General features: G+C 33.4%; 30 protein-coding genes. 22 read left to right on the top strand and 8 right to left on the bottom strand.

Annotated features, from left to right (window positions below; all coding sequences use genetic code 11):
* Window positions 1–54: 54 nt before the first annotated feature.
* The 3 genes from ACTF54_RS11420 to ACTF54_RS11410 form a co-directional block, all read right to left on the bottom strand.
* Entirely contained in the window at window positions 55–906 is an 852-nt protein-coding gene (locus tag ACTF54_RS11420) for a DUF2254 family protein (protein WP_438969382.1), read from the bottom strand.
* Window positions 903–1100, bottom strand: a complete 198-nt coding sequence (locus tag ACTF54_RS11415; RefSeq protein ID WP_438969381.1) for a DUF2254 family protein — start codon at window positions 1098–1100, stop codon at window positions 903–905. The genes ACTF54_RS11420 and ACTF54_RS11415 overlap by 4 nt, the downstream gene beginning before the upstream one ends.
* Window positions 1101–1234: 134 nt before the next feature.
* Entirely contained in the window at window positions 1235–1357 is a 123-nt protein-coding gene (locus ACTF54_RS11410; protein ID WP_347197670.1) for a hypothetical protein, read from the bottom strand.
* 72 nt (window positions 1358–1429) lie between these two features.
* Here ACTF54_RS11410 and ACTF54_RS11405 point away from each other — a divergent pair, with 72 nt between their 5' ends.
* Window positions 1430–1840 (top strand): hypothetical protein, encoded by a 411-nt coding sequence (locus ACTF54_RS11405; protein ID WP_347197669.1) that lies wholly within the window; start codon window positions 1430–1432, stop codon window positions 1838–1840.
* 106 nt (window positions 1841–1946) lie between these two features.
* Window positions 1947–2378, top strand: coding sequence for an Hsp20/alpha crystallin family protein (locus tag ACTF54_RS11400; RefSeq protein WP_347197668.1), 432 nt, complete (start codon window positions 1947–1949; stop codon window positions 2376–2378).
* A gap of 117 nt (window positions 2379–2495) precedes the next feature.
* Here the strand turns inward: ACTF54_RS11400 and ACTF54_RS11395 are convergent, their stop codons facing one another.
* Window positions 2496–2945: a tRNA (cytidine(34)-2'-O)-methyltransferase gene (locus tag ACTF54_RS11395; protein WP_347197667.1), complete on the bottom strand. Its 450-nt coding sequence runs from the start codon at window positions 2943–2945 to the stop codon at window positions 2496–2498.
* A gap of 191 nt (window positions 2946–3136) precedes the next feature.
* Here ACTF54_RS11395 and ACTF54_RS11390 point away from each other — a divergent pair, with 191 nt between their 5' ends.
* From ACTF54_RS11390 to ACTF54_RS11360, 7 genes are all read left to right on the top strand, one after another.
* Window positions 3137–4186, top strand: a complete 1050-nt coding sequence (locus tag ACTF54_RS11390; RefSeq protein ID WP_438969380.1) for an NAD(P)-dependent alcohol dehydrogenase — start codon at window positions 3137–3139, stop codon at window positions 4184–4186.
* Window positions 4187–4312: 126 nt separating this feature from the next.
* The gene (gene lpxD, locus ACTF54_RS11385) at window positions 4313–5302 is read left to right on the top strand and encodes a UDP-3-O-(3-hydroxymyristoyl)glucosamine N-acyltransferase (protein WP_438969379.1); all 990 of its coding nucleotides are present in this window, start codon (window positions 4313–4315) and stop codon (window positions 5300–5302) included.
* Window positions 5303–5462: 160 nt separating this feature from the next.
* Window positions 5463–5912 (top strand): KTSC domain-containing protein, encoded by a 450-nt coding sequence (locus ACTF54_RS11380; protein WP_347197600.1) that lies wholly within the window; start codon window positions 5463–5465, stop codon window positions 5910–5912.
* A 345-nt stretch (window positions 5913–6257) separates the two neighbouring features.
* Window positions 6258–6452 carry a cold-shock protein gene (locus ACTF54_RS11375; protein ID WP_015363839.1) on the top strand — a complete coding sequence of 65 codons (195 nt, stop codon included), beginning with the start codon at window positions 6258–6260 and terminating at the stop codon, window positions 6450–6452.
* Between the two features lie 577 nt (window positions 6453–7029).
* Window positions 7030–7950 carry an EamA family transporter gene (locus ACTF54_RS11370; RefSeq protein ID WP_347197599.1) on the top strand — a complete coding sequence of 307 codons (921 nt, stop codon included), beginning with the start codon at window positions 7030–7032 and terminating at the stop codon, window positions 7948–7950.
* A gap of 135 nt (window positions 7951–8085) precedes the next feature.
* The gene (locus ACTF54_RS11365) at window positions 8086–9636 is read left to right on the top strand and encodes an SDR family oxidoreductase (protein ID WP_347197598.1); all 1551 of its coding nucleotides are present in this window, start codon (window positions 8086–8088) and stop codon (window positions 9634–9636) included.
* 83 nt (window positions 9637–9719) lie between these two features.
* On the top strand, window positions 9720–10148 hold the full coding sequence (locus ACTF54_RS11360; protein ID WP_347197597.1) for a PepSY-like domain-containing protein: 429 nt from the start codon (window positions 9720–9722) through the stop codon (window positions 10146–10148).
* Between the two features lie 93 nt (window positions 10149–10241).
* On the opposite strand, the gene ACTF54_RS11355 is transcribed toward ACTF54_RS11360, so the two are convergent.
* On the bottom strand, window positions 10242–11447 hold the full coding sequence (locus tag ACTF54_RS11355) for a sensor histidine kinase (protein ID WP_347197596.1): 1206 nt from the start codon (window positions 11445–11447) through the stop codon (window positions 10242–10244).
* Window positions 11448–12066: 619 nt separating this feature from the next.
* Between ACTF54_RS11355 and ACTF54_RS11350 the strand changes: the two genes are divergently transcribed.
* Window positions 12067–12438 (top strand): DoxX family protein, encoded by a 372-nt coding sequence (locus ACTF54_RS11350; RefSeq protein WP_438969378.1) that lies wholly within the window; start codon window positions 12067–12069, stop codon window positions 12436–12438.
* Here ACTF54_RS11350 and ACTF54_RS11345 read toward each other — a convergent pair.
* From ACTF54_RS11345 to ACTF54_RS11335, 3 genes are all read right to left on the bottom strand, one after another.
* Entirely contained in the window at window positions 12435–12782 is a 348-nt protein-coding gene (locus ACTF54_RS11345; RefSeq protein ID WP_347197594.1) for a DoxX family protein, read from the bottom strand. The genes ACTF54_RS11350 and ACTF54_RS11345 overlap by 4 nt on opposite strands.
* Before the next feature lie 440 nt (window positions 12783–13222).
* Window positions 13223–13609, bottom strand: coding sequence for a DUF6122 family protein (locus ACTF54_RS11340; RefSeq protein ID WP_438969377.1), 387 nt, complete (start codon window positions 13607–13609; stop codon window positions 13223–13225).
* 90 nt (window positions 13610–13699) lie between these two features.
* Window positions 13700–16411, bottom strand: coding sequence for a putative LPS assembly protein LptD (locus ACTF54_RS11335; RefSeq protein ID WP_438969376.1), 2712 nt, complete (start codon window positions 16409–16411; stop codon window positions 13700–13702).
* A gap of 142 nt (window positions 16412–16553) precedes the next feature.
* Between ACTF54_RS11335 and ACTF54_RS11330 the strand changes: the two genes are divergently transcribed.
* The 12 genes from ACTF54_RS11330 to ACTF54_RS11275 all read left to right on the top strand — a co-directional run bounded on the left by ACTF54_RS11330 (window position 16554) and on the right by ACTF54_RS11275 (window position 24792).
* Window positions 16554–17636, top strand: a complete 1083-nt coding sequence (locus tag ACTF54_RS11330) for an N-acetylmuramoyl-L-alanine amidase family protein (protein WP_347197591.1) — start codon at window positions 16554–16556, stop codon at window positions 17634–17636.
* A gap of 73 nt (window positions 17637–17709) precedes the next feature.
* Window positions 17710–18663, top strand: a complete 954-nt coding sequence (locus tag ACTF54_RS11325) for an MlaD family protein (RefSeq protein WP_347197590.1) — start codon at window positions 17710–17712, stop codon at window positions 18661–18663.
* Between the two features lie 6 nt (window positions 18664–18669).
* The gene (locus ACTF54_RS11320) at window positions 18670–20010 is read left to right on the top strand and encodes a (Fe-S)-binding protein (protein WP_347197589.1); all 1341 of its coding nucleotides are present in this window, start codon (window positions 18670–18672) and stop codon (window positions 20008–20010) included.
* 3 nt (window positions 20011–20013) lie between these two features.
* Complete coding sequence (locus ACTF54_RS11315) at window positions 20014–20445, top strand: LNS2 domain-containing protein (RefSeq protein WP_347197588.1); 432 nt, start codon at window positions 20014–20016, stop codon at window positions 20443–20445.
* A gap of 102 nt (window positions 20446–20547) precedes the next feature.
* The gene (locus ACTF54_RS11310) at window positions 20548–21339 is read left to right on the top strand and encodes a (Fe-S)-binding protein (protein WP_347197587.1); all 792 of its coding nucleotides are present in this window, start codon (window positions 20548–20550) and stop codon (window positions 21337–21339) included.
* Window positions 21340–21343: 4 nt separating this feature from the next.
* A complete protein-coding gene (locus tag ACTF54_RS11305; RefSeq protein WP_347197586.1) occupies window positions 21344–21556 on the top strand; it encodes a hypothetical protein in 213 nt (70 codons plus the stop codon).
* Window positions 21553–21765, top strand: coding sequence for a hypothetical protein (locus ACTF54_RS11300; RefSeq protein ID WP_347197585.1), 213 nt, complete (start codon window positions 21553–21555; stop codon window positions 21763–21765). Before ACTF54_RS11305 ends, ACTF54_RS11300 begins: the two co-directional genes overlap by 4 nt.
* A gap of 4 nt (window positions 21766–21769) precedes the next feature.
* The gene (locus ACTF54_RS11295; protein ID WP_347197584.1) at window positions 21770–21991 is read left to right on the top strand and encodes a hypothetical protein; all 222 of its coding nucleotides are present in this window, start codon (window positions 21770–21772) and stop codon (window positions 21989–21991) included.
* Between the two features lie 326 nt (window positions 21992–22317).
* Window positions 22318–22800 carry an ABC transporter ATPase gene (locus tag ACTF54_RS11290; protein WP_347197583.1) on the top strand — a complete coding sequence of 161 codons (483 nt, stop codon included), beginning with the start codon at window positions 22318–22320 and terminating at the stop codon, window positions 22798–22800.
* 363 nt (window positions 22801–23163) lie between these two features.
* Complete coding sequence (locus tag ACTF54_RS11285) at window positions 23164–23604, top strand: thioredoxin family protein (protein ID WP_347197582.1); 441 nt, start codon at window positions 23164–23166, stop codon at window positions 23602–23604.
* The gene (locus ACTF54_RS11280) at window positions 23588–24583 is read left to right on the top strand and encodes an FAD:protein FMN transferase (protein ID WP_347197581.1); all 996 of its coding nucleotides are present in this window, start codon (window positions 23588–23590) and stop codon (window positions 24581–24583) included. Before ACTF54_RS11285 ends, ACTF54_RS11280 begins: the two co-directional genes overlap by 17 nt.
* Window positions 24580–24792: a DUF4266 domain-containing protein gene (locus ACTF54_RS11275; protein WP_438969375.1), complete on the top strand. Its 213-nt coding sequence runs from the start codon at window positions 24580–24582 to the stop codon at window positions 24790–24792. Before ACTF54_RS11280 ends, ACTF54_RS11275 begins: the two co-directional genes overlap by 4 nt.
* Window positions 24793–24794 lie beyond the last annotated feature (2 nt).

Below are 24794 nucleotides of genomic sequence, written 5' to 3'. Positions count from 1 at the left end.
ATCCTTTAAAAATAAAAAAATCGCTAGGAAAAGGCGATTTTTTTGTATCTAAGACTAAGAGTATTCTTGAAACTTTGATGCTATCTTTTTAAATTGACTTTGAAGTAAGTTTAAATCATGTTGGTTAGAGATAGATTCTTTAGCATCGTCAATCAGTAATTCTGCTTGCTGGTACAGCACTTTATAATATTCAGTATGGCAAGCGGTTCTTCCTAAACATAAATCAAGAAGTTGTAATAATTTTTGCATCACAGAAAGATCGTGTTTGCAATAATTGCGATAAGATGCAAGTACATTATGCAGTAATAGTTCAAAGGCGATGACATTCATTTTTAAAATAGGTTCATTATTATCATTAGAACTGATGCTATGATCTTCTTTTTGCATACGTATACGTACCAGATCTGTTAAATAATCTATAGTATTAATGGCTGTTCCAGGATCATTGATTCCTGGTGACATAGATTTTATTCCTATTTCGGTAATTTGTTTAAACCCTAATGCATAATTATCACTAACTAATTCTGATTCGGAATAATTAAAGTTTTTTAATATTTCTTGAATTTCAGATGCTTCTAATTCATTTTTAGAGATAAACATATCTGTTTCTTTCAATATATATTGCCCTTTTACAATCACTACTTCTAGTTGGGTTTCAAAGTTTTTTGCACACTTTTTTAAACCTTCAACACTAATATTTTGGATGGTGCCACTTTGTTCTGTTTGATAAACATGCCAGTTGCTAGTGTCTGGAAATTTTTTCTGATTTTTTTCTTGTTCAATTAAGTTCTCTAATCTTATAGCTGCTTTATTATAAATATTCTCTAAAATATTATTGATTTGTGTACTGGAAGATATACTATAAATAAAATAAACAAAAGCTGCTAAAGCAACAAAGGCACTCAAAACCCCTCTAATAGTACAGAAAATCCTGGAAGCAGGTATCCATCGCCTTTAGGTTCTAATCCTATTACAGTTATTATGTTGTATAAAATGGTGGCTAGAAATGCTCCTAGAATATATTGATGCTTGCGATTTGAAATCAAATTAGGTAGCACTCTTGGTGAGTAATTTGCTGCTGCCTGACTTAGTAATAGCATCACCATAGAAAAGAAAACACTAACATCGATATGCCACCAGCGATCAGAGTGGTTAGGATATTTCTAGCTGTTTCAACATCATTAATAACTAATTGAGGTATATGCTCTTGTAGAAATTTAGAAATATTCTGATTCTATGCATATTTCATCACTAAACCAAATAATACAGCACTGATAGCATAAAACGTAGGGTAAAAAGCGATACTACCTGTAATGGTGTTAAAAAAAGATCTTATTCTTATAAAAATTGAATTCATTTTTAAATGTAGCATTTTTAAGGTTAAGTAAATCCCAACAAATATGTATTTTCACGAACTATTATAATAATTATGGTGTACACAACAGAAGAGAAAAAGCATATCATAAGTGAATTGATTCTTATGGCGCATGCAGATCAGCATTTAAAAAAAGCCGAAATAGCTTTCATAAAATCTGTTGGAAAACGTATGGAATTGGATGATGATGATATTATTTATATGATTCAACATCCTGAAGAATTAACAACCCTAGTTCCTAAAGATTATACAAAACGCATCGTTCATTTTCATAGAATGATGTTAATGATGCACATAGACGGTCATGTAGATGATCAAGAGCTGCAACTATTACATGATGTTGCATTACAATATGGTTTTAGAAAAGGAACCGTAGATGCCTTACTTCAATCAATGACACGATATCCACATGGCGAGATTCCAGCGTCAGAGTTGATGGAAATACACATCAGGAATAGTAATTAACGACTTTTTGTCATTAAAAACCCTTTTAATTATGACATAATGTCTTTTTTATGGTTTGGTATTTTGTTTGACTAATAGAAATCATAACTATTAAAAAATTATAATTATGAAATTAGCAACTAGAACAGCAAACAATTGGTTACCATCTTTGATTGATGAAATGTTTAGTAATGATTACCTAGGTGGCACAGAACAAATAAGAAAAAGTTTTGTACCAGCTGTAAATGTCTCAGAAAAGGACGATACCTTTTTATTAGAAATGAGTATTCCAGGATTTAAAAAGGAAGATATTTCTATAGAAGTGGATAAAGACTTACTTACGATTTCTTCTGATGTAGAAACGTCTAATGAAGAAGCTACAGAACAATTTACTAGAAAAGAATTCAGTAAGCAGTCTTTTAGAAGAGCTTTTAATTTACCAGAAACTGTAAATCAGGATAAGATTGACGCTACTTATGAAAACGGAATCTTAACTATTGCTCTTCCTAAGAAAGATGAAGCATTGCCACAGCCTAAGAGATTGATTTCTTTGAAGTAATTATCAAATAATTAAATCTTAAGCAATTTAAAAAGCCGGCATACGCTGGCTTTTTAATTTTCTATAAATAGTTGCTGCTTAAAGTAGGCGTTTTATTCTTTTAAGAATATAAATGCTTTACATTCTCAGCTGCCGCAAGCCTTCATACGTAATTACTGCAACGGCATTTGCAAGATTGATACTACGTATATGCTTACTGTACTGTGGTATTTTATAAAGATGTTCTTTAAACCTGTCTGTGATCTCCTTGGAAAGTCCTTTAGATTCTTTTCCAAAAACAAGCATGGTATCGCTATTATAAGGAATCTCAGTATAATCTTTAGTCCCATGACTACTCAAAAAAGCCATATCTCGATCTTTATTTTTATCAAAAAAATCATCTACATTTTCGTAAATACTTAACTTAATATGTTGCCAGTAATCAAGACCAGCTCGTTTTAATCTAGCATCTGTTAACTCAAAGCCAAAGGGTTTTATCAAATGTAAATGAGAGCCAGTCGCCAGGCTTAGGCGGCCTATATTTCCGGTATTGGTATGGATTTCTGGTTCTATAAGTACGATATGCATAAGATAGATAGTAAAAGTTACAAATATACTTGTTGTTGTATCGCTTTCGCTAAAGCGAAATAACGATAATCATCTTTTTTAGTTAACTATTTCAAAGCGAGATCTGTATAACACCAGCTTATTGCTTTAACTCACAATTAACCCATATTTAATGGTAATAAAATTAACTTTGCCTAAAACAAAATATAAAAATGCCACAAGTAAAAGCCTACGCAGCAGCAGCATCTGATGCTGATTTAAAAGAAATATCGATAGAAAGAAGAGATTTACATGATAATGATGTGAAAATTGACATTCTATATTGTGGCGTTTGTCACAGTGATATTCACGCAAAATTAAATGATTGGGGAAATGCAAAATACCCTATCGTTCCTGGTCATGAAATTATAGGTAAAGTGACGCAAATAGGAAGTAATGTTTCTAAATATAACTTAGGCGATCTAGTAGGAGTAGGCTGTATGGTAGACTCTTGTCAGACCTGTAGTGCATGTGAAGAAGATATGGAAATGTGGTGTGAAAATGGATCTACTAGCGCATATAACAGTAAAGACAAATTTCTAGGTGGACATACTTTGGGCGGTTACTCTACAGCTATTGTCGTACGTGAAGAATTTGTACTTTCCATTCCTCAAAATTTAGATATTAAAGCCGTTGCTCCTTTATTATGTGCAGGAATAACCACTTATTCTCCTTTAAAACACTGGAAAGTAAAGAAAGGTGACAAAGTAGGTATAGTAGGATTAGGTGGTTTAGGTCATATGGGAATTAAGTTTGCTGCTGCCATGGGAGCAGAAACAGTAATGATCACTACAAGTGAAGAAAAGGCAAAAGATGCTAAAAGATTAGGTGCAAACAGCGTTATTATTTCAAAGGATAGTGAGCAAATGAAAGCCCATGCCAATTCTTTTGATTTTATTTTGAACACTATTCCAGTAGGACATGATGTAAATCCTTATCTCGCATTGTTAAAAAGAGATACAACTATGTGTCTTGTAGGTGCTATTGAACCTTTAGAGAATATTCATGGTGCTAATCTTATTTTGAGAAGAAAAAATCTAGCCGGTTCTTTAATCGGTGGTATCAAGGAGACTCAAGAAATGTTAGATTTTTGTGGCAAACATGATATTGTGTCTGATGTAGAAATGATTAATATGCAAGAAATCAATACTGCTTTTGCTCGCGTACAGGGCAGCGACGTAAAGTATCGCTTTGTAATTGATATGGAGAGTTTGAAGAATTAATTTTTAATATAAATGAATAACAGGGCCGTTTAGGATTTTTTCTAAGCGGTTTTTTTATGTCCTTATTCAGTGCATTGTAAAATCTCACTTTTAAGTATTAGTTTTACAAATTAACATTAACTATTTATGCATTCATTTACCGCACAACAAATCAACGAGATACTTCACGGAGAATTAGTAGGAAATACTTCTGTCCAAATTACTGGAGTAGAGGAAATTAGAAATGCAAAAGAAACAGATCTTACTTTTATAGGAAACAGAAAGTATGCTAAGTTTTGGTCTGACTCTAAAGCTGCTGTTGCTATTATAAATGATAATATAGATGTAGAACCTGGGGAGAATCGTGCGCTTGTAAAAGTAAAAAATGCCGATCTAGCCATGGCAAAGCTTTTAGAAGCATTTCAACCATCTACACCAGTTTTTGAATCAGATATCCACCCAACGGCTATTATTCATGAAACTGCTACAATAGGGAAAGGTGTTCAAATCGGTGCTCATTGTTATATAGGAAAGAATGTAACCTTAGGCGATGGTGTTGTTTTGTATCACAATGTCAGTGTGTTTGACGATACTACAATTGGTACACAAACAGTTGCCTGGTCTGGAACTGTAATACGTGAGCGTTCTGAAATAGGAGCGCAATGTATTTTTCATAACAATGTAAGTATAGGAGCAGATGGTTTTGGTTATCGTCCAGCAGACGATGGTCGTGGACTCGTGAAAATTCCTCATATAGGAAATGTTGTTATAGGAAACGGCGTTGAAATAGGAGCAAATTCTTGTGTAGATAGAGCAAAATTCAATTCTACCATAATAGGTGATGGCTGTAAAATAGACAATCTGGTTCAAATTGCCCATAATTGTGTCTTGGGTAGATCTTGTATTATGGCTGGTCATAGTGGACTGGCTGGATCAGTTACCTTAGGCGATGGTGTAATAATAGGAGGAAGTGCGAGTATTAAGGATCATACTACCATTGAATCTGGTGCGACAGTAGGTGCTGGAAGTGGTGTTTTAAGAGATGTGAAAGCAGGGCAAACAGTCTTAGGTTATCCGGCAGAGGACGCTCGTCTAATGTTGAAGCAATGGGTAGCATTAAGAAAGTTGGTTAAATAGGTTTTTTTATCCCGCTTTTGCGAAAGCGATATTCTGACAATTACGCTGGTAGAATTAAGCATTTTACTTCCTAATAATCAACCGAAATATGCGTTGATTATTTAACATGGTGATCCCTTATTTAATATGTATTTTTGCGCCGCCTTAAAAAGAGGAGTTTATGAAGCGTATTAATCAGTACAAAAAGATGTTTAACGTAGAGAAAGACATCAACCTTAAAGATTTAAAGAAAAGTTACCGTAATCTTGTAAAAGAGTGGCATCCAGATAAATTTCAAGATGGAGATGCAAAGAAAGAAGAGGCCGAGGTAATGAGTCGCGAGATCATTGACGGTTACCATTTCTTAGTAAGTATTGCACCGGAGACAAAGGAAGCAAACCTTGAAGAATATACAGAAACAATAACAAACACTGGTATTCAAGATTTTGATCATAAAGGTCGTGTCCTAGAAGTTACTTTTACGGACGGTAAAACTTATGAATATTTTGGTGTTGACGTAAAAATATTTAAGAAATTAGTAAATGCAGATAATCGTTATCGTTATGCTAAACGTAATATCTTTAATAATTTTCTTTACCGTAAATCTAAAAAGGATTTAGAGGAAGCATAGAATTATTATGCCATTTATCTTTCAGCCATTTCAAATTTGAGGTGGCTTTTTTTATTTTTTATATAAGCAGATATATAGATTTAATACACTGTTATCTAATGTTTTAATAGGTTTTTTATTGTATATGTAAAAAATATAACGTCAATTTCTTTTAATTTAACATGTAGATCAAATAAAAGAAGTATTTTTGTAATATGATTGGAACATTGGTCATAAAGAGTTAGTAGGATTTCTTATTTATTTTTTATTCATTTTTCAGTTATAACGAGCTTTTCCACGGTGAATACTCTTGTGGCATGGCTTTTGAAGCTAAATAAGAAGTATTATTAATTTAAATTATTACAAATGAGTACAGGTACAGTAAAATTTTTCAATGACGCAAAAGGATTTGGATTTATCACAGAAGAAGGATCAGGTCAGGAACATTTTGCACACGTAACAGGTTTAATCGACGAGATCCGTGAAGGTGACAAAGTTGAATTTGAACTTAAAGAAGGAAAAAAAGGTTTAAACGCCGTTAATGTAAGAGTAATCGACTAATTCGATACTTTATATTTTTGTACAAAACCCATCTAGTTTAGATGGGTTTTTTTTGTGCTCATAATTTGAATAACAGCTCCTTTCAAAAGTAAAAGTTTTTAATCTTTACTATTCCTCATTGATTTTCACAACGGTTGATTTATCAAGCTTTAACTTCATTAAAGAAAATCCTTTTCTATTGTTGGTATTCCATCTTGTAATTTTCTGGCTTTTAATTGGTTCGGGCATTGTAAATGATAGTTGTTTTGGTTTTGTTAGTATGATGTTAAGTAAAGGTATAGGTAAATAAGTCCAACTATTTATGTATGATTTTATTAATAATGTTATTTTCATCAATTCCTTTGGTGTGGCAGAGATCACATACCATTCGTTGATCTACAAGATTCTTGATGCGGTAGAGAATACGCTGGCTTTTGAATAAAGGAATTTATTAATGCAAAAGCTATATATATTCTTAAGCCGGAAAATCTATTGAGACTCAAACCGCTATTTGTTAGCGGTTTTTTTATGTCTATAAATAAAGAACACCTATATTTTATTGATCAAAACCCTTTGTAAAAGAGCTAGATTTGCGGCTATGAAAAGAAGTGGTGTATTGATAATTTTAGCGTTTTTTTCCACCTATGTATTTTGGGGATCTACCTATTTGTGGAATAAAATGGCCGTAAAAGAACTGTCGCCACTTATGCTCGCTAGTATACGTTTTTTTTGTGCAGGTGCCATTATTTTTATAATAGCAAAAAGTTTAGGATATAGCCTTAGAATAACACGCAAACAACTTTTTAATTCTGCTCTTGCCGGATTTCTATTCCTTACATACGGAAATGGTGTTTTTGTTTGGGCATTGAAATATGTAGATACTGGATTTGCTGCCTTGCTGGCGGCTTTACAACCTTTATTTATTCTTTTGTTGATGCGATTAGTACAACGCAAGTCCTTGCAAATCAAATCAATAATAGGCGTCTTATTAGGCCTCGTCGGAATGTATATTCTGGTAAGCCAAAATGAAATCACAACTCAAAAAGGAACTATTACCGGTATGATTATGATTCTTACGTGTATTTTAAGCTGGAGTGCTGGAAGTTTATTTGTTGCCAAAGCAGATGTTCCAAAGAACTTTTTTGTTTCCACTGGTTATCAAATGATTGCTGCGAGTATGATGTTAGCCATAGGAAGTATACTTTTTGGAGAAGAGTGGAAATCACCACTAATGTGGAGCAAGCCTACTTATATCGCCTTAGTTTGCTTGATATTATTTGGTGGAATTGCTGCGTTTACTTCATTTAATTACCTACTTAAGAATATATCTACAGAAAAAGTCGCTACTTCTTCTTATGTTAACCCTTTGATTGCATTGTTTTTAGGCTGGTATTTTCTTGATGAAGAAATTTCGCTTCAATCAATTATTGCTGCTGCTGTTATGCTCACAGGTGTCTATTTTATTAATAGCAGAAAACGAGATAAACACGATATGAAACCGTCCATTAAACCTCGATAAACTATTTGTATTGTGAACTGGTATATTCAGTTCTCGCTTTCGCGAAAGCGTAATCCACACAAGCTTTACAACCGCTACTGATAATTACCCTAAATTACTAGATTACCTTTAAATTTGCATTTTTAATCGAACACTATGAACGAGTATAAGGATACGGATATAAACGGAACTTCTAAGGAAGAAATAGATGCTTGTATCCAAACACTTCATAAATTCATAGAAGATCCTAAACAAGTATTTGCTTTACCAGAAGACCAGCGTGTAGCACTAATCAAAGCTGCTGGTCAAATTTCTAGACCTACTAGGGAAGAATATAAACGCTCTAAAAAGGATGCTAAGAAAGCGGCTAAAAGAAAACAAATAGAGCGTGATAAGCACGCTCGTAAAGAAACTGGTATAAGAAGTGCCAGAGAAGATGCGATTTTCAAGGCGCCTAAATTACTAGCCGCTGCAGATCTGTCTCAAAAAGACACTGGCGAGTTAGAATCACCTCGCAACTGTTATGTTTGTAAAACGATGTTTACAAAATTACATCACTTTTATGATCAAATGTGTACAGATTGTGGTGATTTTAATTATGCAAAGCGTTTTCAAAATGCAGATGTAAAAGGACAAGTGGCAATTATTACTGGATCAAGATTAAAAATAGGTTATCATATTACTCTTATGCTTTTACGTGGTGGCGCTACTGTCATTGCCACGACACGTTTTCCTCATGATAGTGCATTGCGTTTTTCTCAGGAAGAAGATTTTAAAGAATGGGGACATAACCTTCACATTCATGGATTAGATTTAAGACATATTCCTAGTGTAGAAATCTTTTGTAATTACATAGAACAGAAATATGATAGATTAGATATCCTAATAAATAATGCAGCACAAACTGTAAGAAGGCCATCTGGTTTTTATGCACATTTAATGCCTAATGAAGAGTTGACCTTTGATCAATTACCAGTATTTGCACAAGAAACACTTACAGATCATTATAAGTGTCTACATGAATTACAAGAATTATCACCAGCAGCATCATCAAATAAGAATATGCCCGTTACCTGGCATGGTCCAGAACCTGGGATAGGATTGCGTGCTAGTGCAAAATTGTCACAAATACCTTATAGCTTTGATAAAGCGCTAGTAACGCAAGAGGTATTTCCAGAAGGTAAACTAGACGCAGATTTACAACAAGTAGATTTGAGAAAGACCAATAGCTGGCGTTTGAAATTAGGTGAGATAGAAACTACAGAGATGATTGAAGTACAGCTGGTTAATTCTGTAGCTCCATTTGTTCTTTGTAATCGTCTTTCCGAAATAATGAAGAAAGATAACACTGGTAAAAAACATATCATTAATGTAAGCGCGATGGAAGGTAAGTTTCATACTTTTCATAAAGAAGATCGCCATCCACACACCAATATGGCAAAGGCAGCATTAAATATGTTGACACATACTGCTGCAGGAACGCTTGCAAAAGATGGTATTTATATGAATGCAGTAGATACTGGTTGGGTAACTGATGAAGATCCAGTGCAACTTTCTAAAAAGAAACAAGAGATTCACGATTTCCAGCCGCCATTAGATATTGTAGATGGTGCAGCAAGAGTTATGGATCCGCTTTTTGATGGTATAAATACTGGTAAACATTGGTGTGGTAAATTTTTAAAAGATTATAGACCTATAAGCTGGTAGCTTTTAACAATTGAAAACATATATTAATATAGATTTAAGTAGACCATCGCATAGACCTTATTAAATTGTAATAAAAAGTTATTATGAGAATTGCAGTTATATTTTTAACATTTCTATTTACTTCGTTATCCGCAAGTTGCCAGAATAAACAAGCAGGTAAAGTACCAGATGTTGTAATAGCTGCTTTTGAGGTAAAATATCCAGGAGAACATGATCCAGATTTTGAGTTAGACGCACATGGTTATTGGGAAGCGCATTTTAAGAAAGATGGTGAAAAATATAGAGCAGACTTTTATGCTGATGGCAGATGGAGGGAAACTGAAAACTCGATAAAAGACAAAGAAATACCTAAAGCGATTCAAAAAGCAATTGAAAAAGAATTTCCAGATAGAAAAATTACAGAGGCAGAACATGTAATTAGTGCCACGCTAGGAGAATTTTGGGATATTGAATTTAAACAAAAAGGTAAGAACATGGATGTGATGTATCGTAAAGATGGTACTAAAGTCTAACTGTTAACAGCTTACATAATATCAAAAAGCTCTTACTTATAAATTGAAGTAAGAGCTTTTTATTTAAACAAGTCTATTAAAAAGCTTATACAGTTAGTTTTTCTTAGGAAGTTTGATGCTAAATTCTGTCCATTTTCCTAGCTCTGATTGAACACTTATACTTCCATCCATATATTCTAATAGTTTTGCAACAGTTGCTAGTCCTATTCCTGTGCCTTGTTTACCATTTCTATCTTCATTAGTTGCTACAAAAAATAATTTGAAAATAGATGTAAGATTCTCTGGTGCGATTCCTGATCCGTTATCCCGCACTTTAATTTCATATTCTGTTTTGTATTCAACTAGATTAACACTGATTTTAGTTGGTGTTTTATCCCCATATTTTACGGCATTTGCAACTAGATTAATTAAGATTTGTTTAAGAGCTATTTCATTAGTTATTAATGTAGTGTCTATTTCTGGCATATAAACAACAGTGGCACTATCATCAACTATAGTTAATGAAATCACATCCTCTAATAAATCCACAAAACTTACATGATCGTATTCTTCTGTAACTAGTTCTTCACTGCGATAAAATTGCAACATACCGTCTATATAACGACTCATGCTTTTTGAACTGTCCTTTAAATAACCCAAATACTCTAAGGATTGATATGACAAGTTCTTCTCGCTTTCCTTAAGGAGTTCACTAATCATTATAATGTTAGATAATGGTGCTTTTAAATCATGAGAAACGATTCCTGCAAAGTCTTTTAACTCTTCATTGCGTAAGTACAATTTAGACTGTAGTTTTTCTAGTTCAAAAGTCTTAAAACGTTCTTCAAAAAGCATCATGACTTGTTTTGCCATGGATTTAAGTGCCTTTATTTGATTTTCTTCTAATATTCTAGGTTGATGATCATATACACATAAAGAGCCTAATTTATATCCATTTCTATCTACTAAAGGAACACCAGCATAAAAAATTGCTTTAAAATCAGTGACAATAGGATTGCCTTTAAACCTAATATCCTCACGAGCATCAGGGACAATCATTATTTCTTCATCTCCTGCAACCGCGTGACCACAAAAAGACAGCTCTCTAGGAGACTCTGACATATCTAGACCATGTCTAGACTTTAAAAAGTTTCGATCTTTGTCTAGAAGGGTAATTAAGGAAATAGGAGCCTTACAAATATTAGAAATTATTGAGGTAATATTATCGTAATTATCTTCTGGCATAGTGTCTAGCAATCTGTATTTTTCAACAGCTGCCTGTCTTTCAGGCTCATTTTCCAGAATAGGTGGTGCAATCATTTAGTTGTTTATAAGCTTATAAAGTAAGTCATTTTGTACTATTTAAATTGAAACAAATTTTGTTTTAACATGTAAACGATCAATTCACCATAAGTAGTTATGTGCCGTAGGTTTATTTTCAATTTAAATAGATCTTAAAAATACATAATTAATATAAAAAATAAGATGTATTTATTAGAGAACTACTTAGAATATATCAAAGTCAATTAAAGAAAAGCAGGCGTTGGGAATTTGTTTCACTAGCAAGACCTGTAATTGTTAATTTTGAATAGATATCTATTCAAAGCGACCTGGAAGTAACGTATTTAGATTTCTTAAAATATAAGATCTCAAAAAGTGTAGTCTATAATAAAGATTCCTTGTAGGTCACTATGGTTTTAAATAACCATATCATATGATGCATCTGATGTATCAATCTCAGAACAACTATTAACCATATCAATGAAACCTGTCCTAGTTGAAAGTATTTTGAAAGGAAGTAATTGGCAATTGTTGGTTACTTGTTTCGCTTTCGCGAAAACGGAATGTTTACAATCATCATGTTAAAGAATTACTTTTTAATAGTAATTTGACATAGCAACCGATTCTTTATTTTTATCTTAGGTAAAAATAGAATAAAATGGAACTCATAGATATTGTAGAAATAATAATCAAATTAGTAGTGGGCTTGAGTATTCTTAATGTGTGGTTAGTCAATCGTAATAAATTAACACCATGGCGTGGTGGAAATGCAAATAGCATGCAAGAAGAGTTTGCGGCTTATGGTTTATCTAAAAATATGATGATTATTGTTGGAACGCTTAAATGTCTATTTGCAGTTTTATTATTGATTTCTATAATTTTTTCAGTAACAGAATATACAGGTGCTATTGGAATTGCTGTGCTAATGGCAGGCGCTATAATAATGCATTTAAAAATTAATGATCCTATTAAAAAATCATTACCTGCAGGAATATTTCTAATATTGTCATTAATTACACTTTACATTTAAAGTAATTTGATAAATTGATAACAAATGATACTGCTTAAAAATAAAAATATCAAAGCAGGAGACGATTTATAAATTCCGTCTTTAATTTTAAGTCGTACAAGAAAGCCAGCAAGCATTAACAATGCTAATCCTGCAGATGCTACAACACCTACTTTAACGTTGTAGATACCGATTATTAAACCTATTGCACCTAGTAACTGTAACATTCCAGTGATAAGTCTTTGCAGTGTGTTCAGACCAAATCTTGTGAATTCTAATCTCATGTGTTTTGAAAAAAGGCAGGTTGTGCCGAAAAACAAAAAAGAAATTATAGTGAAATAGAGGATCAGATCAAAAGTTTTCATAATCACAAATTAGTGCAAATTACATGTTGCATTTATTACTTTAACCTAGAAAGATAAACAAATGGAATTAAAAGATAATATTGTTAAAGGACTTGAAAAAGATTATGAAAGACTTCTCGAATTAAAGCAAACTAAGAATAGCGAGCTTGTGATAATGAAATGCGATAAAATAGTGAAAATTAAACCGTAAAAAGCACTATGCATAACAACATACTGTGATAAAATAAGTAAAATCTGCTTTATTTTATCACTAAAGTACTTCTCTAAGAATCATTATAAATGAGTTCTGATTTTGCATCAGATAAAACTATAAACTTTTGCTTTTTAGTGATCTGAAATTTTAGGATTAAGAATTTATCTTCCTTTACTACTACAACTTGCTTGTGTCTTTATTTTTTTCGCTTTCGCGAAAGCGAAATCACAAAAAGATCTTTGACACTTTATATATGTATCCAGCTAGCAACTGTTTCTATAAGATCTAGTGCAGGTGAAGTGGCAAGACACTCTTTACAGCTGGCATACAAAAATAAGCAATCGATAAAATCGGTCAATAAATGAAACAACAAACCTATGCCAATGATGCGGAAAGGTTTGCGTAAAAACAACAAAATGATGTAGAAAGGTATGGCATAATAGCTATGTAAAGGGTGAAAATTAATACTGCATCTGTTTGCTGCAAATACCGGTGTCGCCAGTAAATGGTCTAGATCTATCAACATAGTCGCAAGAAATAGGAGGTAAGCCATTTTCCATTCTTTTCTAAAAAACACCAAAGCTATCAAAAGAGGAAAGCCAAAATGTAAAAAGTAATGCGTAAAAGTTTGCATCTATTTAAATGGAATTAGGACTTTATATAATTGATTCACTTTTTAACCTAATGTATAGTTGAAAGAGAGTCTGCTATGATTGGAACTATTTTAAAAAGTAGGATCTGGTTGTCTTCTTTGATCCCATTTGATATCACTTAATGCGCTGGCCTTTATACCGATAAAAAAGAACCAACTATTCCTAGGTCCAATAGGTGTCCAATTAAAACTCATCCTGAAACTTTCTAGATCTCTTTGAAAACGTATGGTACTAAAAGAGATTCCTTTGTTGGCAAAATCATAACCAGTATTTCCACCTATGGACCAGCGTGGCGATAGTTCTACATCACCGCTTACCATTAAACTTTGCTGGTTGATAGCGTTTTGCCTTTGTGCATTGTTGTAGGTCATGGTATAAGCAAAATTCAAATTCCATGGGATTTTAAATCGATAACGATCTTTATTGATATCTACCTCTTGTTCTTCTGGCTCTTGATTTTGTTCTCTACTGTAGTCTATGGATTGACCAAATAAATCATCTGCACGACCACCATTTTGCAACGTTCTATCATTTGCTTTTGTATCTTTTTCTTCTTTCTTGTCTTTTTCAAAGTCTGTGCTGCTTATTCTAAAACTGGTTCTTATTCCAGCTCGTGTAAGTCTCAATAAGCTTCCACCATTATTCACATTAAAAGTGTCGATACGATTGTTATTATTATCTAATGCATAGGGATCTAGATTTGCATCTAGATTGATATCTATATTTTTTGTTATCGGTATCACACCACGTATCTGCAGTGGACTCCAGTTCAAGGAATCACCTGCTAGATTGTAGGATGTATTAAAACTTAAACTTTTGAGAATCTGTATTTTTTTAAGTTCGGTTTTTGTGCTGTCGCGATCGCGCACTTTTGCTTCTATATTATTTTGAACACCTAGAGCAATATTACTAGAGAAATTACGTCCTGGAGCAGCGGCAAAAGAGCCTTGAAAACGACTGTAAAACTGTTCTTCTCTTCCAGGAGCATCAAGTCCTTGTTCTGTTACTAATCTATCATAATATTGCTCAAAACTAGGATTTGCCGAATAAGAAATATTAGGACGTATGACATGTCTTACAGCTTGTATTTTTGATTCTGGATTTTTTGATTTCCAGCTACCGTAAACTGTAGTTCCTACACTAGCACCATAATTATAGGTGCGGTAAGCATCAAAGCCGTTGATGGTATCTCTAACGGTTTCAAAAACACCGTTATCATTTTCTACTAATCGCTGCCTAAAGGTTTGAAATACCCAGTTTTCATCATAATTGGCATTGGCACTAAAACTAAAATACCCCACCTTAAAGTTGGTCGCAATAGGAATACTGTGTGTTAATCCAGAGATAGCGTTATCAAACATATTACTGGAAAGGAAATCTTCATCGGTCGTAGTAAGTCGATTTTCACCTCTTAAATTGTACTGTAAATTAATGTTTTGAACGATTCCTTTTTTAGTTCCTTCTTTGGGTGCAAAAGGAAAAATTCTCGAGACACTAGCCTGTAGAGTAGGCAAGGTCAGGTTAACAACATTTGTGTTGGTATTTTGATTGTGTGTGACACTGGTACTTATGTTTACTTGAGGTTCTCCAGGAAATGATTTTGAATATGAAACAGAACTACTTAAGTTATTTACTAATGTCGCACTTTGATTCACTTGATTAAAGGATTGCCTGAAAAACTGACTGCTTCCTAAATTGACACTAGCGCTAAATCTGGAATTAGGATTAGATTTAGAATCCTGAGAATGCTGCCAGTTGATGTTGTAACGATTCGTTTGTGCAAAGTCAGAAAAACCACGCTCACTTTGCAATTGGTTTTCATACAAAAATCTTAAACTACCACTGTATTTATAACGCACGCTATAATCACTCTCTACTCTTGCACCATAGCTACCGTTTGTAAAGTAATCACCTAAAACAGTAAGGTCCATATAGTCGTTCACTGCAAAATAATAACCACCATTTTGCAAGAAGTATCCTTGATTATTGTTGTTACCAAAGTTAGGTAGAATAACACCACTCTTACGTTCTGTAGTCATAGGGAAGAATGCAAATGGAAGACCTAATGGTGTTGGAACATCTGCAATGTACATGTTGACTAATCCGGTAACGATTTTCTTCTTAGGAACAAATTTGATCTTACGCGCAAAAAAGTAATACTCTGGATTTTCAGGATTTTTTGAGGTAGTAAAACGGGCATTTTGCATGTAAAAAACCGAGTCGTTTACTTTCTTAGTAGTCTCTGCTAGTACATTAAACTCTCCTTGCGTGGTTCTAGAGTTGTAGGTAATCGCTTTTTGCGAGTCTTTATTGAAAATGATAGAGTCTGGTTTTACCACATTTGCACCTTGGGTGAAAACTGGTTTTTGCTGGTAACCGGTAGAATCTAAAACAATTCCATAGGCAAATACATCACCTGTATTATTATTGATAATAATTTTTCCCGCTTCTATGGTGATATCACCATAAATAACTTTTGCTTCGTTATAAAGAGTAATCGTATTTCCCTTTTTGTCGATGCGTTTGTAATCTTTTGCATAAGATTCAATACGATATTCAAGAAAAGTCTTTGATTTAATAGAATCTTGTGGAACACTATCTTTCTTTACTAAAGGTATTTGAATGACCTCTTCTTTTACCGGTACCTTCTTTTCTTCCTCTTCTTTTTCAGGCACTTCGGCAGGAATAGGAGTCCCATTTTCAGGAAGTTCTTGTGCTATAACGGCAGTGGCACTTGTTAAAAACAGTAGTAATAAAATTATATGCTTAATATGTAAATGCAATCTAGGTTGTACTATTTTCGTTGTTAGAAATGGTCCAGTTTTTGAAACGTCAAAACTACATATAAATTTTAAGCGTTTTTAATAAATCCGCTTTCGCGAAAGCGAACTAATAAACAACACATTCACAACTTATAGTTTGTATATGAAAACGAAGTTATATCTTATTATTGTCTTATTGATCATTCCAATTATATCGATGGCAAATATACCTATCGATTCTACAAAAACGAACGGCAAAAAGCTTTTTACTGTCGTACTAGATGCAGGTCATGGAGGCAAGGATCCTGGAAAGTATGTGGCAAATACAAAAGAGTCTGACATAGCGCTTAAAGTAGTAAAGCTTTTAGGCAAGCAGTTAGAAAGTCATAGGGACATTAAAATTATTTATACACGCACAAAAGATGTATTTGTAGGACTAGATCAACGTGCTGCCATTGCTAATAAAGCAAAGGCAGATTTATTTGTCTCTGTGCACTGCAATGCCGCTGCGGCTACTAGCGCAAAAGGAAATGAAACCTTTGTTTTGGGACTGCATAATAATGCCGCAAACCTAGAAGTAGTGAAACGAGAAAATTCTGTAATTTTATTAGAAGAAAATTATGAAGAGAAATATGCAGGTTTTAATCCTAATGATCCTTCTAGTTTTGCCACTAATTTAATGATACAAGAAGAATATCTAGACAACAGTATTGAACTAGCTGCAAATGTTCAAACAAAATTTGACAAAGACTTAAAACGTAAAAATAGAGGTGTGAAACAAGCAGGTCTTGCGGTTTTAAGACTTTCTTATATGCCTAGTGTTCTTATAGAAACAGGTTTTTTAACCAATAAAGAAGAACGAACTTTTTTAAGAAGTAAGTCAGGTCAAAAGAAAGTAGCCAACTCTATTTACAATGCAGTGCTGGATTATCAAAAGAATAGAGATGTGAACCTCTTTGAAGTAGAAGAGATTGATACCTCTAATGTTGTCCTAGAACCTGTTGCAAATAATACTATATATAAAGTACAGATTAGTGCCAGTGGTAATAAGGTAGAAACAAAATCATATAATTTTAAACAACTACCAGAGATTTCAAGGGAAAAAGAAGGAGGCATTTATCGTTACTTCACTGGAAATTTTTCTTCTTTAAAGCCTGCTTCAGAATTAAGAGCACTAGCGGTTTCAAAAGGTTATACATCAGCATTTATAGTTGTTTACGAGAATGGTATACGCCGTAGGTTGTAATAATTACTAATAAAATGTTAGCCCTTATAAATATCGCTTGTCTTATCTTTACATTCGCAAGAAAGGCTTTTTTATGAAATTCTCTAAAGAAATAAAGGTTGGTATCCTTACAGTTGCTGCCATTGCACTGTTTATTTTTGGATATCAATATTTAAAAGGACGTAATCTTCTAGAAGATGACCGTACTTTTTATGCTGTTTATGATAACGTAGAAGGTCTTACTGCATCTGCTCCAGTTACTATTAATGGATTGCGAGTAGGAAATATTGATAACATTGATTTTTTAGATGGTTCTGGTAGGTTATTAGTAAAGTTTCATGTGAATGAATCTTTCAATTTCTCTTCAGAAAGTGTAGCTTCTGTTTATAGTACTAGTTTAATAGGTGGTAAAGCTTTGGCTATAATTCCTGATTATGATAGTAAAGCAAGACTTGCAAAACCAGGTGATACTTTAAAATCAAACACAGATGACGGTTTTCAAGGTAAAGTAATGGACGAGTTTTTACCTATGAAAGATAAAATCGAGCACATGATAGTAAGTGCAGATTCCGTTTTAACTGCCGTGAACGAAACTTTAAATCCGAAAACTAGGCTAACAATTTCTAGCAGTCTTGAAGAGGTGAACAAAACCTTAGTTCAAATTAGAAAACTTTCTCTAAATGCAAATTCGTTATTGACAGATAATAGAGAGCAGTTGGATAGAACTATTGGTAATTTAGATACTACAACAAAGAATTTTGCTGCTATATCTGATACACTAGCAAAAGTAGAAATTGCGGGAACGGTTAAAGAATTAGAAAGTGCTATTGCAAAGTTTAACATCGTACTGGACGACATTGCATCCGGAAAAGGAAGTCTAGGTAAATTAATGACTGACGATAAACTTTACGAAAATTTAGAAAAGACGACCAGGCAAGCAGAGATGTTGATGCAAGATATCAAATTGAATCCTAAACGTTATGTGCATTTTTCCGTATTTGGAAAAAATCCTGGAGAATATGAAAAACCAGAAGAAAGAGAGAAATAGAAACCAATGGAATACATACCTAATATTATTTTTATACTGCTTCTAGTAGCAGGAATTGGACTTTTTGCTAGTAACATTAAAAAGATGATTCGCAATGTCAAGCTAGGAAAAAAAGTAGATCGTTCTGATAATAAGAAAGAACGCTTTGCACAAATGGCACGCATTGCCTTAGGACAATCTAAAATGGTGCGTCGTCCTGTTGCTGGTATTTTACACATAGTCGTTTACGTAGGATTTGTGATAATTAATATTGAAGTTCTTGAAATAATTATTGATGGAATCACCGGTAGCCATAGAATATTTGCCCCTTATTTAGGTGGTGTTTATGATGTATTGATCGCAGTATTTGAAATATTAGCATTTTTAGTACTGGCAACTGTTGTTATTTTCTGGATAAGAAGAAACGCAATGAATATCAAGCGTTTTACTATGGGAGAATTAAAAGGCTGGCCTAAAAATGATGCTAATTATATTCTTTATTTTGAAGTAGTCTTAATGAGTCTGTTTTTGATCATGAATGCGACAGACTTTATATTACAAACTCGAGATGTTGCTGGTTATGGTCATGGAGGTCAGATTTACGGTTCTTTTCCTATATCTCAATATGTGGCGATACTATTTGAAACCATGTCAGATGGTACTTTAGTTATTGTAGAAAGAACGGCATGGTGGCTGCACATCGCAGGAATACTTGTTTTTCTCAATTATTTATATTGGTCAAAGCATTTACACATCATGTTAGCTTTTCCTAATGTATACTTTGCAAAGTTGACTCCTAAGGGACAGTTGACTAACATGGAAGCGGTAACCAAAGAGGTTAAAATGATGATGGATCCAGATGCAGATCCATTTGCAGCACCAGACCCTAGTGAAGCAGACGAAGTTCCTGCAGCATTAGGAGCAAATGATATTTTTGATCTAGATCAGGTTCAATTGTTAAACGCTTACACTTGTACAGAATGTGGCCGTTGTACGTCAGAATGCCCAGCAAATATTACAGGTAAAAAATTGAGCCCTCGTAAAATTATGATGGATACTCGTGATCGATTAGAAGATGTAGGTGCTGTTATCAATAAAGAAGGAGAATGGAAAGATGATGGTAAAACATTGTTAAACGATTACATTACTACTGAAGAACTATGGGCATGCACCACTTGTAATGCTTGTACAGAGGCTTGTCCTATAGGAATCGACCCATTAGGGATTATCATGGAAATGAGAAGATACCTGGTGTTAGAAAATAGTGCTGCTCCAACAGAATTAAATGGAACGATGAGTAATATTGAAAATAACGGTGCACCGTGGCCATACAATCAGATGGATCGTTTAAACTGGGTAAAAGAATAATTTATGAGTAAAGAGCAATATAAAGATGCATTGAATGAAGACGGATCAAAAGCAAGTCCAGTACTTCAGGAAGGTGTAAAAAATTACCTGATCGATATTGATGGAACGATCACTGAAGACGTCCCTAATGAAGAACCAGAAAGAATGGCTACTTGTAAGCCATTCCCAGACGCTTTGCAAACACTTAATAGTTGGTATGAAAAAGGACATATCATTTGTTTTTTTACATCCAGAACAGAAGAGCATCGCGAGGTTACAGAAAACTGGCTTAATGAGCACGGTTTTAAATTTCACAGCCTTTTAATGGGTAAACCTAGAGGTGGTAATTACCACTGGATAGATAACCATATGGTAAGAGCGACTCGATACACAGGCGAGTTCACGCAATTGGTAGAAAAGGAAGTAACAATAGAAGTTTTTAAAAATCACCAGTAGATGTTAACTGTTTCGCTTTCGCGAAAGCGAGGTTCTTCTAGTAAATAATAGAAGTTAAGATCACTTTTGAATTCAAAGTTTTGAATTCTCAATTAAAAAGATATGAGTAACAATTTAATAGTACCTACAGTAGCAGAATTTATTGCTCAAGGCAAACAACCTGAAGTTTTATTTTGGGTAGGTTGTAGCGGTAGTTTTGATGATAGAGCAAAAAAGATAACCAAAGCTTTTGTAAAACTTTTAAATAAAGCAGGTGTAGAATTTGCTGTTTTGGGAGCAGAAGAAAGCTGTACTGGTGATCCAGCAAAACGCGCTGGAAATGAATTTCTTTTCCAAATGCAAGCCATGATGAATATCGAGGTTTTAAATGGCTATGAGATTAAAAATATTGTAACTGCCTGTCCGCATTGTTTTAATACTTTAAAAAATGAGTATCCAGAGTTAGGTGGTAATTATGAAGTAGTGCACCATACACAATTTCTTAAATCACTTATTTCTGATGGTCGTTTAAAGATTGAAGGTGGGAAATTTAAAGGTAAAAAGATAACATATCACGACCCTTGTTATTTAGGAAGAGCTAACAATGAATATGAAGCACCTAGAGAACTTTTAGAAAAACTAGATGCTGCTCTTGTAGAAATGAAACGCAGCCGTCGCAACGGTTTATGTTGCGGTGCTGGTGGTGCTCAAATGTTCAAAGAGCCTGAAGAAGGAAATAAAGACATCAATATAGAACGTACAGATGAAGCGATTGATACTGGTGCAGAAATTATCGCCGCTGGTTGTCCTTTCTGTAATACGATGATGACAGATGGTGTTAAAGCAGCAGAAAAAGAAGGCAAAGTAGAGGTGATGGATATCGCAGAGTTAATCGTAAGCGCACAAGATTTGTAATATTGTGAAACAAAAATTAGATTACAAAAGTATCGTATTGTCTGGCTCTTTCGGCGGATTGGTCTATGCGATAATTATGTCTATTTTCTATCAGTTCACAGAAGAAAGAGGTTTCAATATTGTCAAGTTTGCTATTGATTTTCTTTTGTTTGGTCTCTTAATTGCTGGAATAATCTGGTGGTCTATGAGAAAAGAGAAAAAGAATAATAAGAAATGAGTTTATTTGATTTTAAAAAAGTGCCTGTTAAAACTAGATTGATCTATGGTTTGTTAATGGCTATTTTATCGCCATTTTTTGTGTTTTTAATTAATTCATTTTTATTAGATACCGCTTACGGCATTTATTTTTACGTTTACATGGCTGTAATCATGTTTATTGTAGGATTTTTCACCATAAAATTAAGGCCTAATAACAATAAAGACTAGTATTATGAATAGCTATAAATCAATTTTAGACTTTATAAGAATTAATATAAAAACTAGAGTTATTTATGGATTGATATATGGGGCGGCTGTTACTTTATGTACCTTTTTTGCAGATTTTATTTTTGATCTTTCAGATTTGGGTTGGGATTATTATTTAGCTTCATTTCTTGGAATGTCAATATTCGGTTTTTTCTTTGCAGGAATTGCACTAAAAAAGAATTTCTAATTGATCGTATAAAAAGTAATTACAGCAACGCTTACCTTTAGACTTTTAGGACAATTGGTTATAATATTTGCTGTTATTTTGTTTTTTTATAATTAGTCATTTATTAATAAAATGTAAGACAATGAAAGATACTGTTGAACCAAGATCATTAAAATCTATCTTTGCCATAGGTATTGCTACTGGTTTTTTTTTATGCATCTGGAATGGCGCTTTTTGATTACCTAGATGGTTCTACTTTTCATATTTATAAGTTTTTATTTCATTTCATATTCTTTGGCTTCTTTATGGCAATTGCCTTTAGAAAAAAAGTAACAAAAAAATAAACTATGCACGCAAATTTTAAAGATCTTCCAGACGATTCAAGAGTATGGATCTATCAAGCAAATAGACCGTTTACCAACGACGAATTAAATGAGTTGAAACCACAAATGGATAATTTCCTAGAGAAATGGACCGCACACGGGCTAAGTTTAAAAGCTGGTGTAGAATACCCATATAATCGTTTTATTGTTATAGGATTAGATCAAACAGAAGCTGGTGCTACAGGTTGTTCTATAGATGCATGTGTGCGTTTTATACAATCTGTAGAGAAAGCATATAACATTGATTTAATGGATAAGATGAATGTAACTTTTAAAAATGGACAGTATGTTGCCCATAAGGAACTTTCTGATTTTAAAGCAATGGCAAAGGCAAAATCAGTATCTCCTAATACCATTGTATTTAATAATCTAGTAGAAACCGTAGGAGAATACAAAGAACACTGGGAAGTACCTGCTAGCGAGAGCTGGCATTCACGATTCTTTTAGATAATTTATAAGTTTAAGATTTTATATTTATGAATTGAAAATATCTTTTAATTATTATCTCTAGTGTGATCGCAGTTGCCACTATTTTTATTGTAATGGCAAATATTAAAAATAGTAACAATTCAGAAAAGTGCCTAGAAACTGCAGAGATGCTTTGCCCAGATGGGATTAAATCATACCAACATCGTTATAATTTTTTTGAAGGAGATATTTGTAAATGTGAGTGTTCGTAATCTTACTTTTAGTTCATAAAACAGTTCAAAAACCAGCCTAAATTAGGCTGGTTTTTATTTATATGTAATAATTGTTACGTAAAGACGTTTTTATATTGTTTAATTTTACCTCAATATTAAAACATAACCCATGAACAAAGTATTCTTAATACTATCCCTATTTTTTCTGTCTATCAATTCTATGAATGCTCAAGAATGGATCACTGACTTTTCAAAAGCAAAGAACATTGCAAAGGAAGAAAATAAGGTAATTATTTTAGTTTTTCAAGGTTCTGATTGGTGCGCACCCTGCATTAAATTAGACAAAGAGGTATGGAGTACTGATATTTTTAAACAACATGCCACAGAAAATTATGTTATGCTGCAAGCAGATTTTCCAAGAAAAAGGAAAAATGGATTGTCAAAGGAACAAAGTAAAGCAAATGCTCTGCTGGCAGATAAATATAATCCTCAAGGTTTTTTCCCTTTTGTAGTTGTTCTAGATACTACTGGTAAAGTTTTGGGCAAAGAAAGTTATAAGAAAGTTGGTGCAGAAGGTTTTATCAAAATTATAGATGGATTTAAAGGTTAATTTTAGAGTAGTTGTTTTCTTTTTATTTCTAAGTGTTTCTTCATTAAGTGCACAAGGAACTTTTAAGCGTACCTTAAAATTAATGGGTAGTCGCTTTGATATTACTGTAGTTGCAAACAATGAAGAGCTAGGAGAAAAGTCCATGGATGTTGCTATAGCTGAGATCAAACGCATTGAAAATTTAATTTCTTCTTGGGATCCCAAATCTCAAACTTCTGAAGTTAATAGAAACGCAGGTGTTAAAGCTGTTAAAGTCGATAAGGAATTATTCAACTTAATTAAAAGAGCCATTTCCATTTCAAAACTGACTGATGGAGCATTTGACATCAGTTATGCGTCTATGGACAAAATTTGGAAGTATGATGGAAGCATGAAGGAAATGCCATCTGATCAACTTATTAGCGCTTCTATTTCAAAAGTTGGATTCAAAAACATTATATTAGACGAAATAAATTCTACCGTGTTTTTGAAATTAGAAGGAATGAAAATTGGTTTTGGTGGCATAGGAAAAGGATATGCAGCAGATAAAGCTAAAGAGTTATTGAAGTCTAAAGGTATTACTGCTGGTATAATTAATGCATCAGGAGATATGAACACTTGGGGAAAACAGCCTAATGGAGAAGAGTGGAAGGTAGCTATCACAAATCCTATGGATAAGAATAAGTCCTTTGCATTACTTCCTATTTCTAATGGAGCAGTTGTTACATCGGGCAATTATGAAAAGTTTGTAACCTTTAATGATACGCGATATTCTCACATAATCGATCCTAGAAATGGTTATCCATCTACAGGTATTATAAGCGTGACAGTTTTTTCTCCCAAAGCAGAACTTGCTGATGCACTTGCGACTTCTGTATTTGTGATGGGCAAAGAGGTAGGATTGAATAGGATTAATCAATTGCCAAATATTGAATGCATCATCATTGATGAGCAGGGTAATGTAGTCACTTCGAACAATATTAAAATAGACAAATTATGATGAAAAATATAGTGATTCTAATCCTGGTCATTCTCTCGCTAAGCAGCTGCGTAGTGGTTAAAGAATATGAAAAGGTAAATCTTAATGATCCAGACATGGTTCTAGGAGATAAAAAAGCAGATCGTAACATTGCAACTGCTCATTCTTATAGAGAAGCAGCAGTAGGTGCTAATGGAGGTAAAACAGGTGGCGGCTGCGGCTGTAATTAAAT

This window comes from Nonlabens sp., assembly GCF_965657255.1.
In the GTDB taxonomy this organism is placed as follows: Bacteria; Bacteroidota; Bacteroidia; order Flavobacteriales; family Flavobacteriaceae; genus Nonlabens.
Note: the sequence above shows the minus strand (reverse complement) of the source record. Positions and strands in the feature narration are given on the sequence as shown.

What these genes read in the sequence shown, in the direction of transcription:
- ACTF54_RS11415 (WP_438969381.1), bottom strand. Translation starts at nt 1,100, where the DNA reads ATGCTATTACTAAGTCAGGCAGCAGCAAATTACTCACCAAGAGTGCTA.
- ACTF54_RS11410 (WP_347197670.1), bottom strand. Translation starts at nt 1,357, where the DNA reads ATGAATTCAATTTTTATAAGAATAAGATCTTTTTTTAACACCATTACA.
- ACTF54_RS11405 (WP_347197669.1), top strand. Translation starts at nt 1,430, where the DNA reads ATGGTGTACACAACAGAAGAGAAAAAGCATATCATAAGTGAATTGATT.
- ACTF54_RS11400 (WP_347197668.1), top strand. Translation starts at nt 1,947, where the DNA reads ATGAAATTAGCAACTAGAACAGCAAACAATTGGTTACCATCTTTGATT.
- ACTF54_RS11395 (WP_347197667.1), bottom strand. Translation starts at nt 2,945, where the DNA reads ATGCATATCGTACTTATAGAACCAGAAATCCATACCAATACCGGAAAT.
- ACTF54_RS11390 (WP_438969380.1), top strand. Translation starts at nt 3,137, where the DNA reads ATGCCACAAGTAAAAGCCTACGCAGCAGCAGCATCTGATGCTGATTTA.
- lpxD (WP_438969379.1), top strand. Translation starts at nt 4,313, where the DNA reads ATGCATTCATTTACCGCACAACAAATCAACGAGATACTTCACGGAGAA.
- ACTF54_RS11380 (WP_347197600.1), top strand. Translation starts at nt 5,463, where the DNA reads ATGAAGCGTATTAATCAGTACAAAAAGATGTTTAACGTAGAGAAAGAC.
- ACTF54_RS11375 (WP_015363839.1), top strand. Translation starts at nt 6,258, where the DNA reads ATGAGTACAGGTACAGTAAAATTTTTCAATGACGCAAAAGGATTTGGA.
- ACTF54_RS11370 (WP_347197599.1), top strand. Translation starts at nt 7,030, where the DNA reads ATGAAAAGAAGTGGTGTATTGATAATTTTAGCGTTTTTTTCCACCTAT.
- ACTF54_RS11365 (WP_347197598.1), top strand. Translation starts at nt 8,086, where the DNA reads ATGAACGAGTATAAGGATACGGATATAAACGGAACTTCTAAGGAAGAA.
- ACTF54_RS11360 (WP_347197597.1), top strand. Translation starts at nt 9,720, where the DNA reads ATGAGAATTGCAGTTATATTTTTAACATTTCTATTTACTTCGTTATCC.
- ACTF54_RS11355 (WP_347197596.1), bottom strand. Translation starts at nt 11,447, where the DNA reads ATGATTGCACCACCTATTCTGGAAAATGAGCCTGAAAGACAGGCAGCT.
- ACTF54_RS11350 (WP_438969378.1), top strand. Translation starts at nt 12,067, where the DNA reads ATGGAACTCATAGATATTGTAGAAATAATAATCAAATTAGTAGTGGGC.
- ACTF54_RS11345 (WP_347197594.1), bottom strand. Translation starts at nt 12,782, where the DNA reads ATGAAAACTTTTGATCTGATCCTCTATTTCACTATAATTTCTTTTTTG.
- ACTF54_RS11340 (WP_438969377.1), bottom strand. Translation starts at nt 13,609, where the DNA reads ATGCAAACTTTTACGCATTACTTTTTACATTTTGGCTTTCCTCTTTTG.
- ACTF54_RS11330 (WP_347197591.1), top strand. Translation starts at nt 16,554, where the DNA reads ATGAAAACGAAGTTATATCTTATTATTGTCTTATTGATCATTCCAATT.
- ACTF54_RS11325 (WP_347197590.1), top strand. Translation starts at nt 17,710, where the DNA reads ATGAAATTCTCTAAAGAAATAAAGGTTGGTATCCTTACAGTTGCTGCC.
- ACTF54_RS11320 (WP_347197589.1), top strand. Translation starts at nt 18,670, where the DNA reads ATGGAATACATACCTAATATTATTTTTATACTGCTTCTAGTAGCAGGA.
- ACTF54_RS11315 (WP_347197588.1), top strand. Translation starts at nt 20,014, where the DNA reads ATGAGTAAAGAGCAATATAAAGATGCATTGAATGAAGACGGATCAAAA.
- ACTF54_RS11310 (WP_347197587.1), top strand. Translation starts at nt 20,548, where the DNA reads ATGAGTAACAATTTAATAGTACCTACAGTAGCAGAATTTATTGCTCAA.
- ACTF54_RS11300 (WP_347197585.1), top strand. Translation starts at nt 21,553, where the DNA reads ATGAGTTTATTTGATTTTAAAAAAGTGCCTGTTAAAACTAGATTGATC.
- ACTF54_RS11295 (WP_347197584.1), top strand. Translation starts at nt 21,770, where the DNA reads ATGAATAGCTATAAATCAATTTTAGACTTTATAAGAATTAATATAAAA.
- ACTF54_RS11290 (WP_347197583.1), top strand. Translation starts at nt 22,318, where the DNA reads ATGCACGCAAATTTTAAAGATCTTCCAGACGATTCAAGAGTATGGATC.
- ACTF54_RS11285 (WP_347197582.1), top strand. Translation starts at nt 23,164, where the DNA reads ATGAACAAAGTATTCTTAATACTATCCCTATTTTTTCTGTCTATCAAT.
- ACTF54_RS11280 (WP_347197581.1), top strand. Translation starts at nt 23,588, where the DNA reads ATGGATTTAAAGGTTAATTTTAGAGTAGTTGTTTTCTTTTTATTTCTA.
- ACTF54_RS11275 (WP_438969375.1), top strand. Translation starts at nt 24,580, where the DNA reads ATGATGAAAAATATAGTGATTCTAATCCTGGTCATTCTCTCGCTAAGC.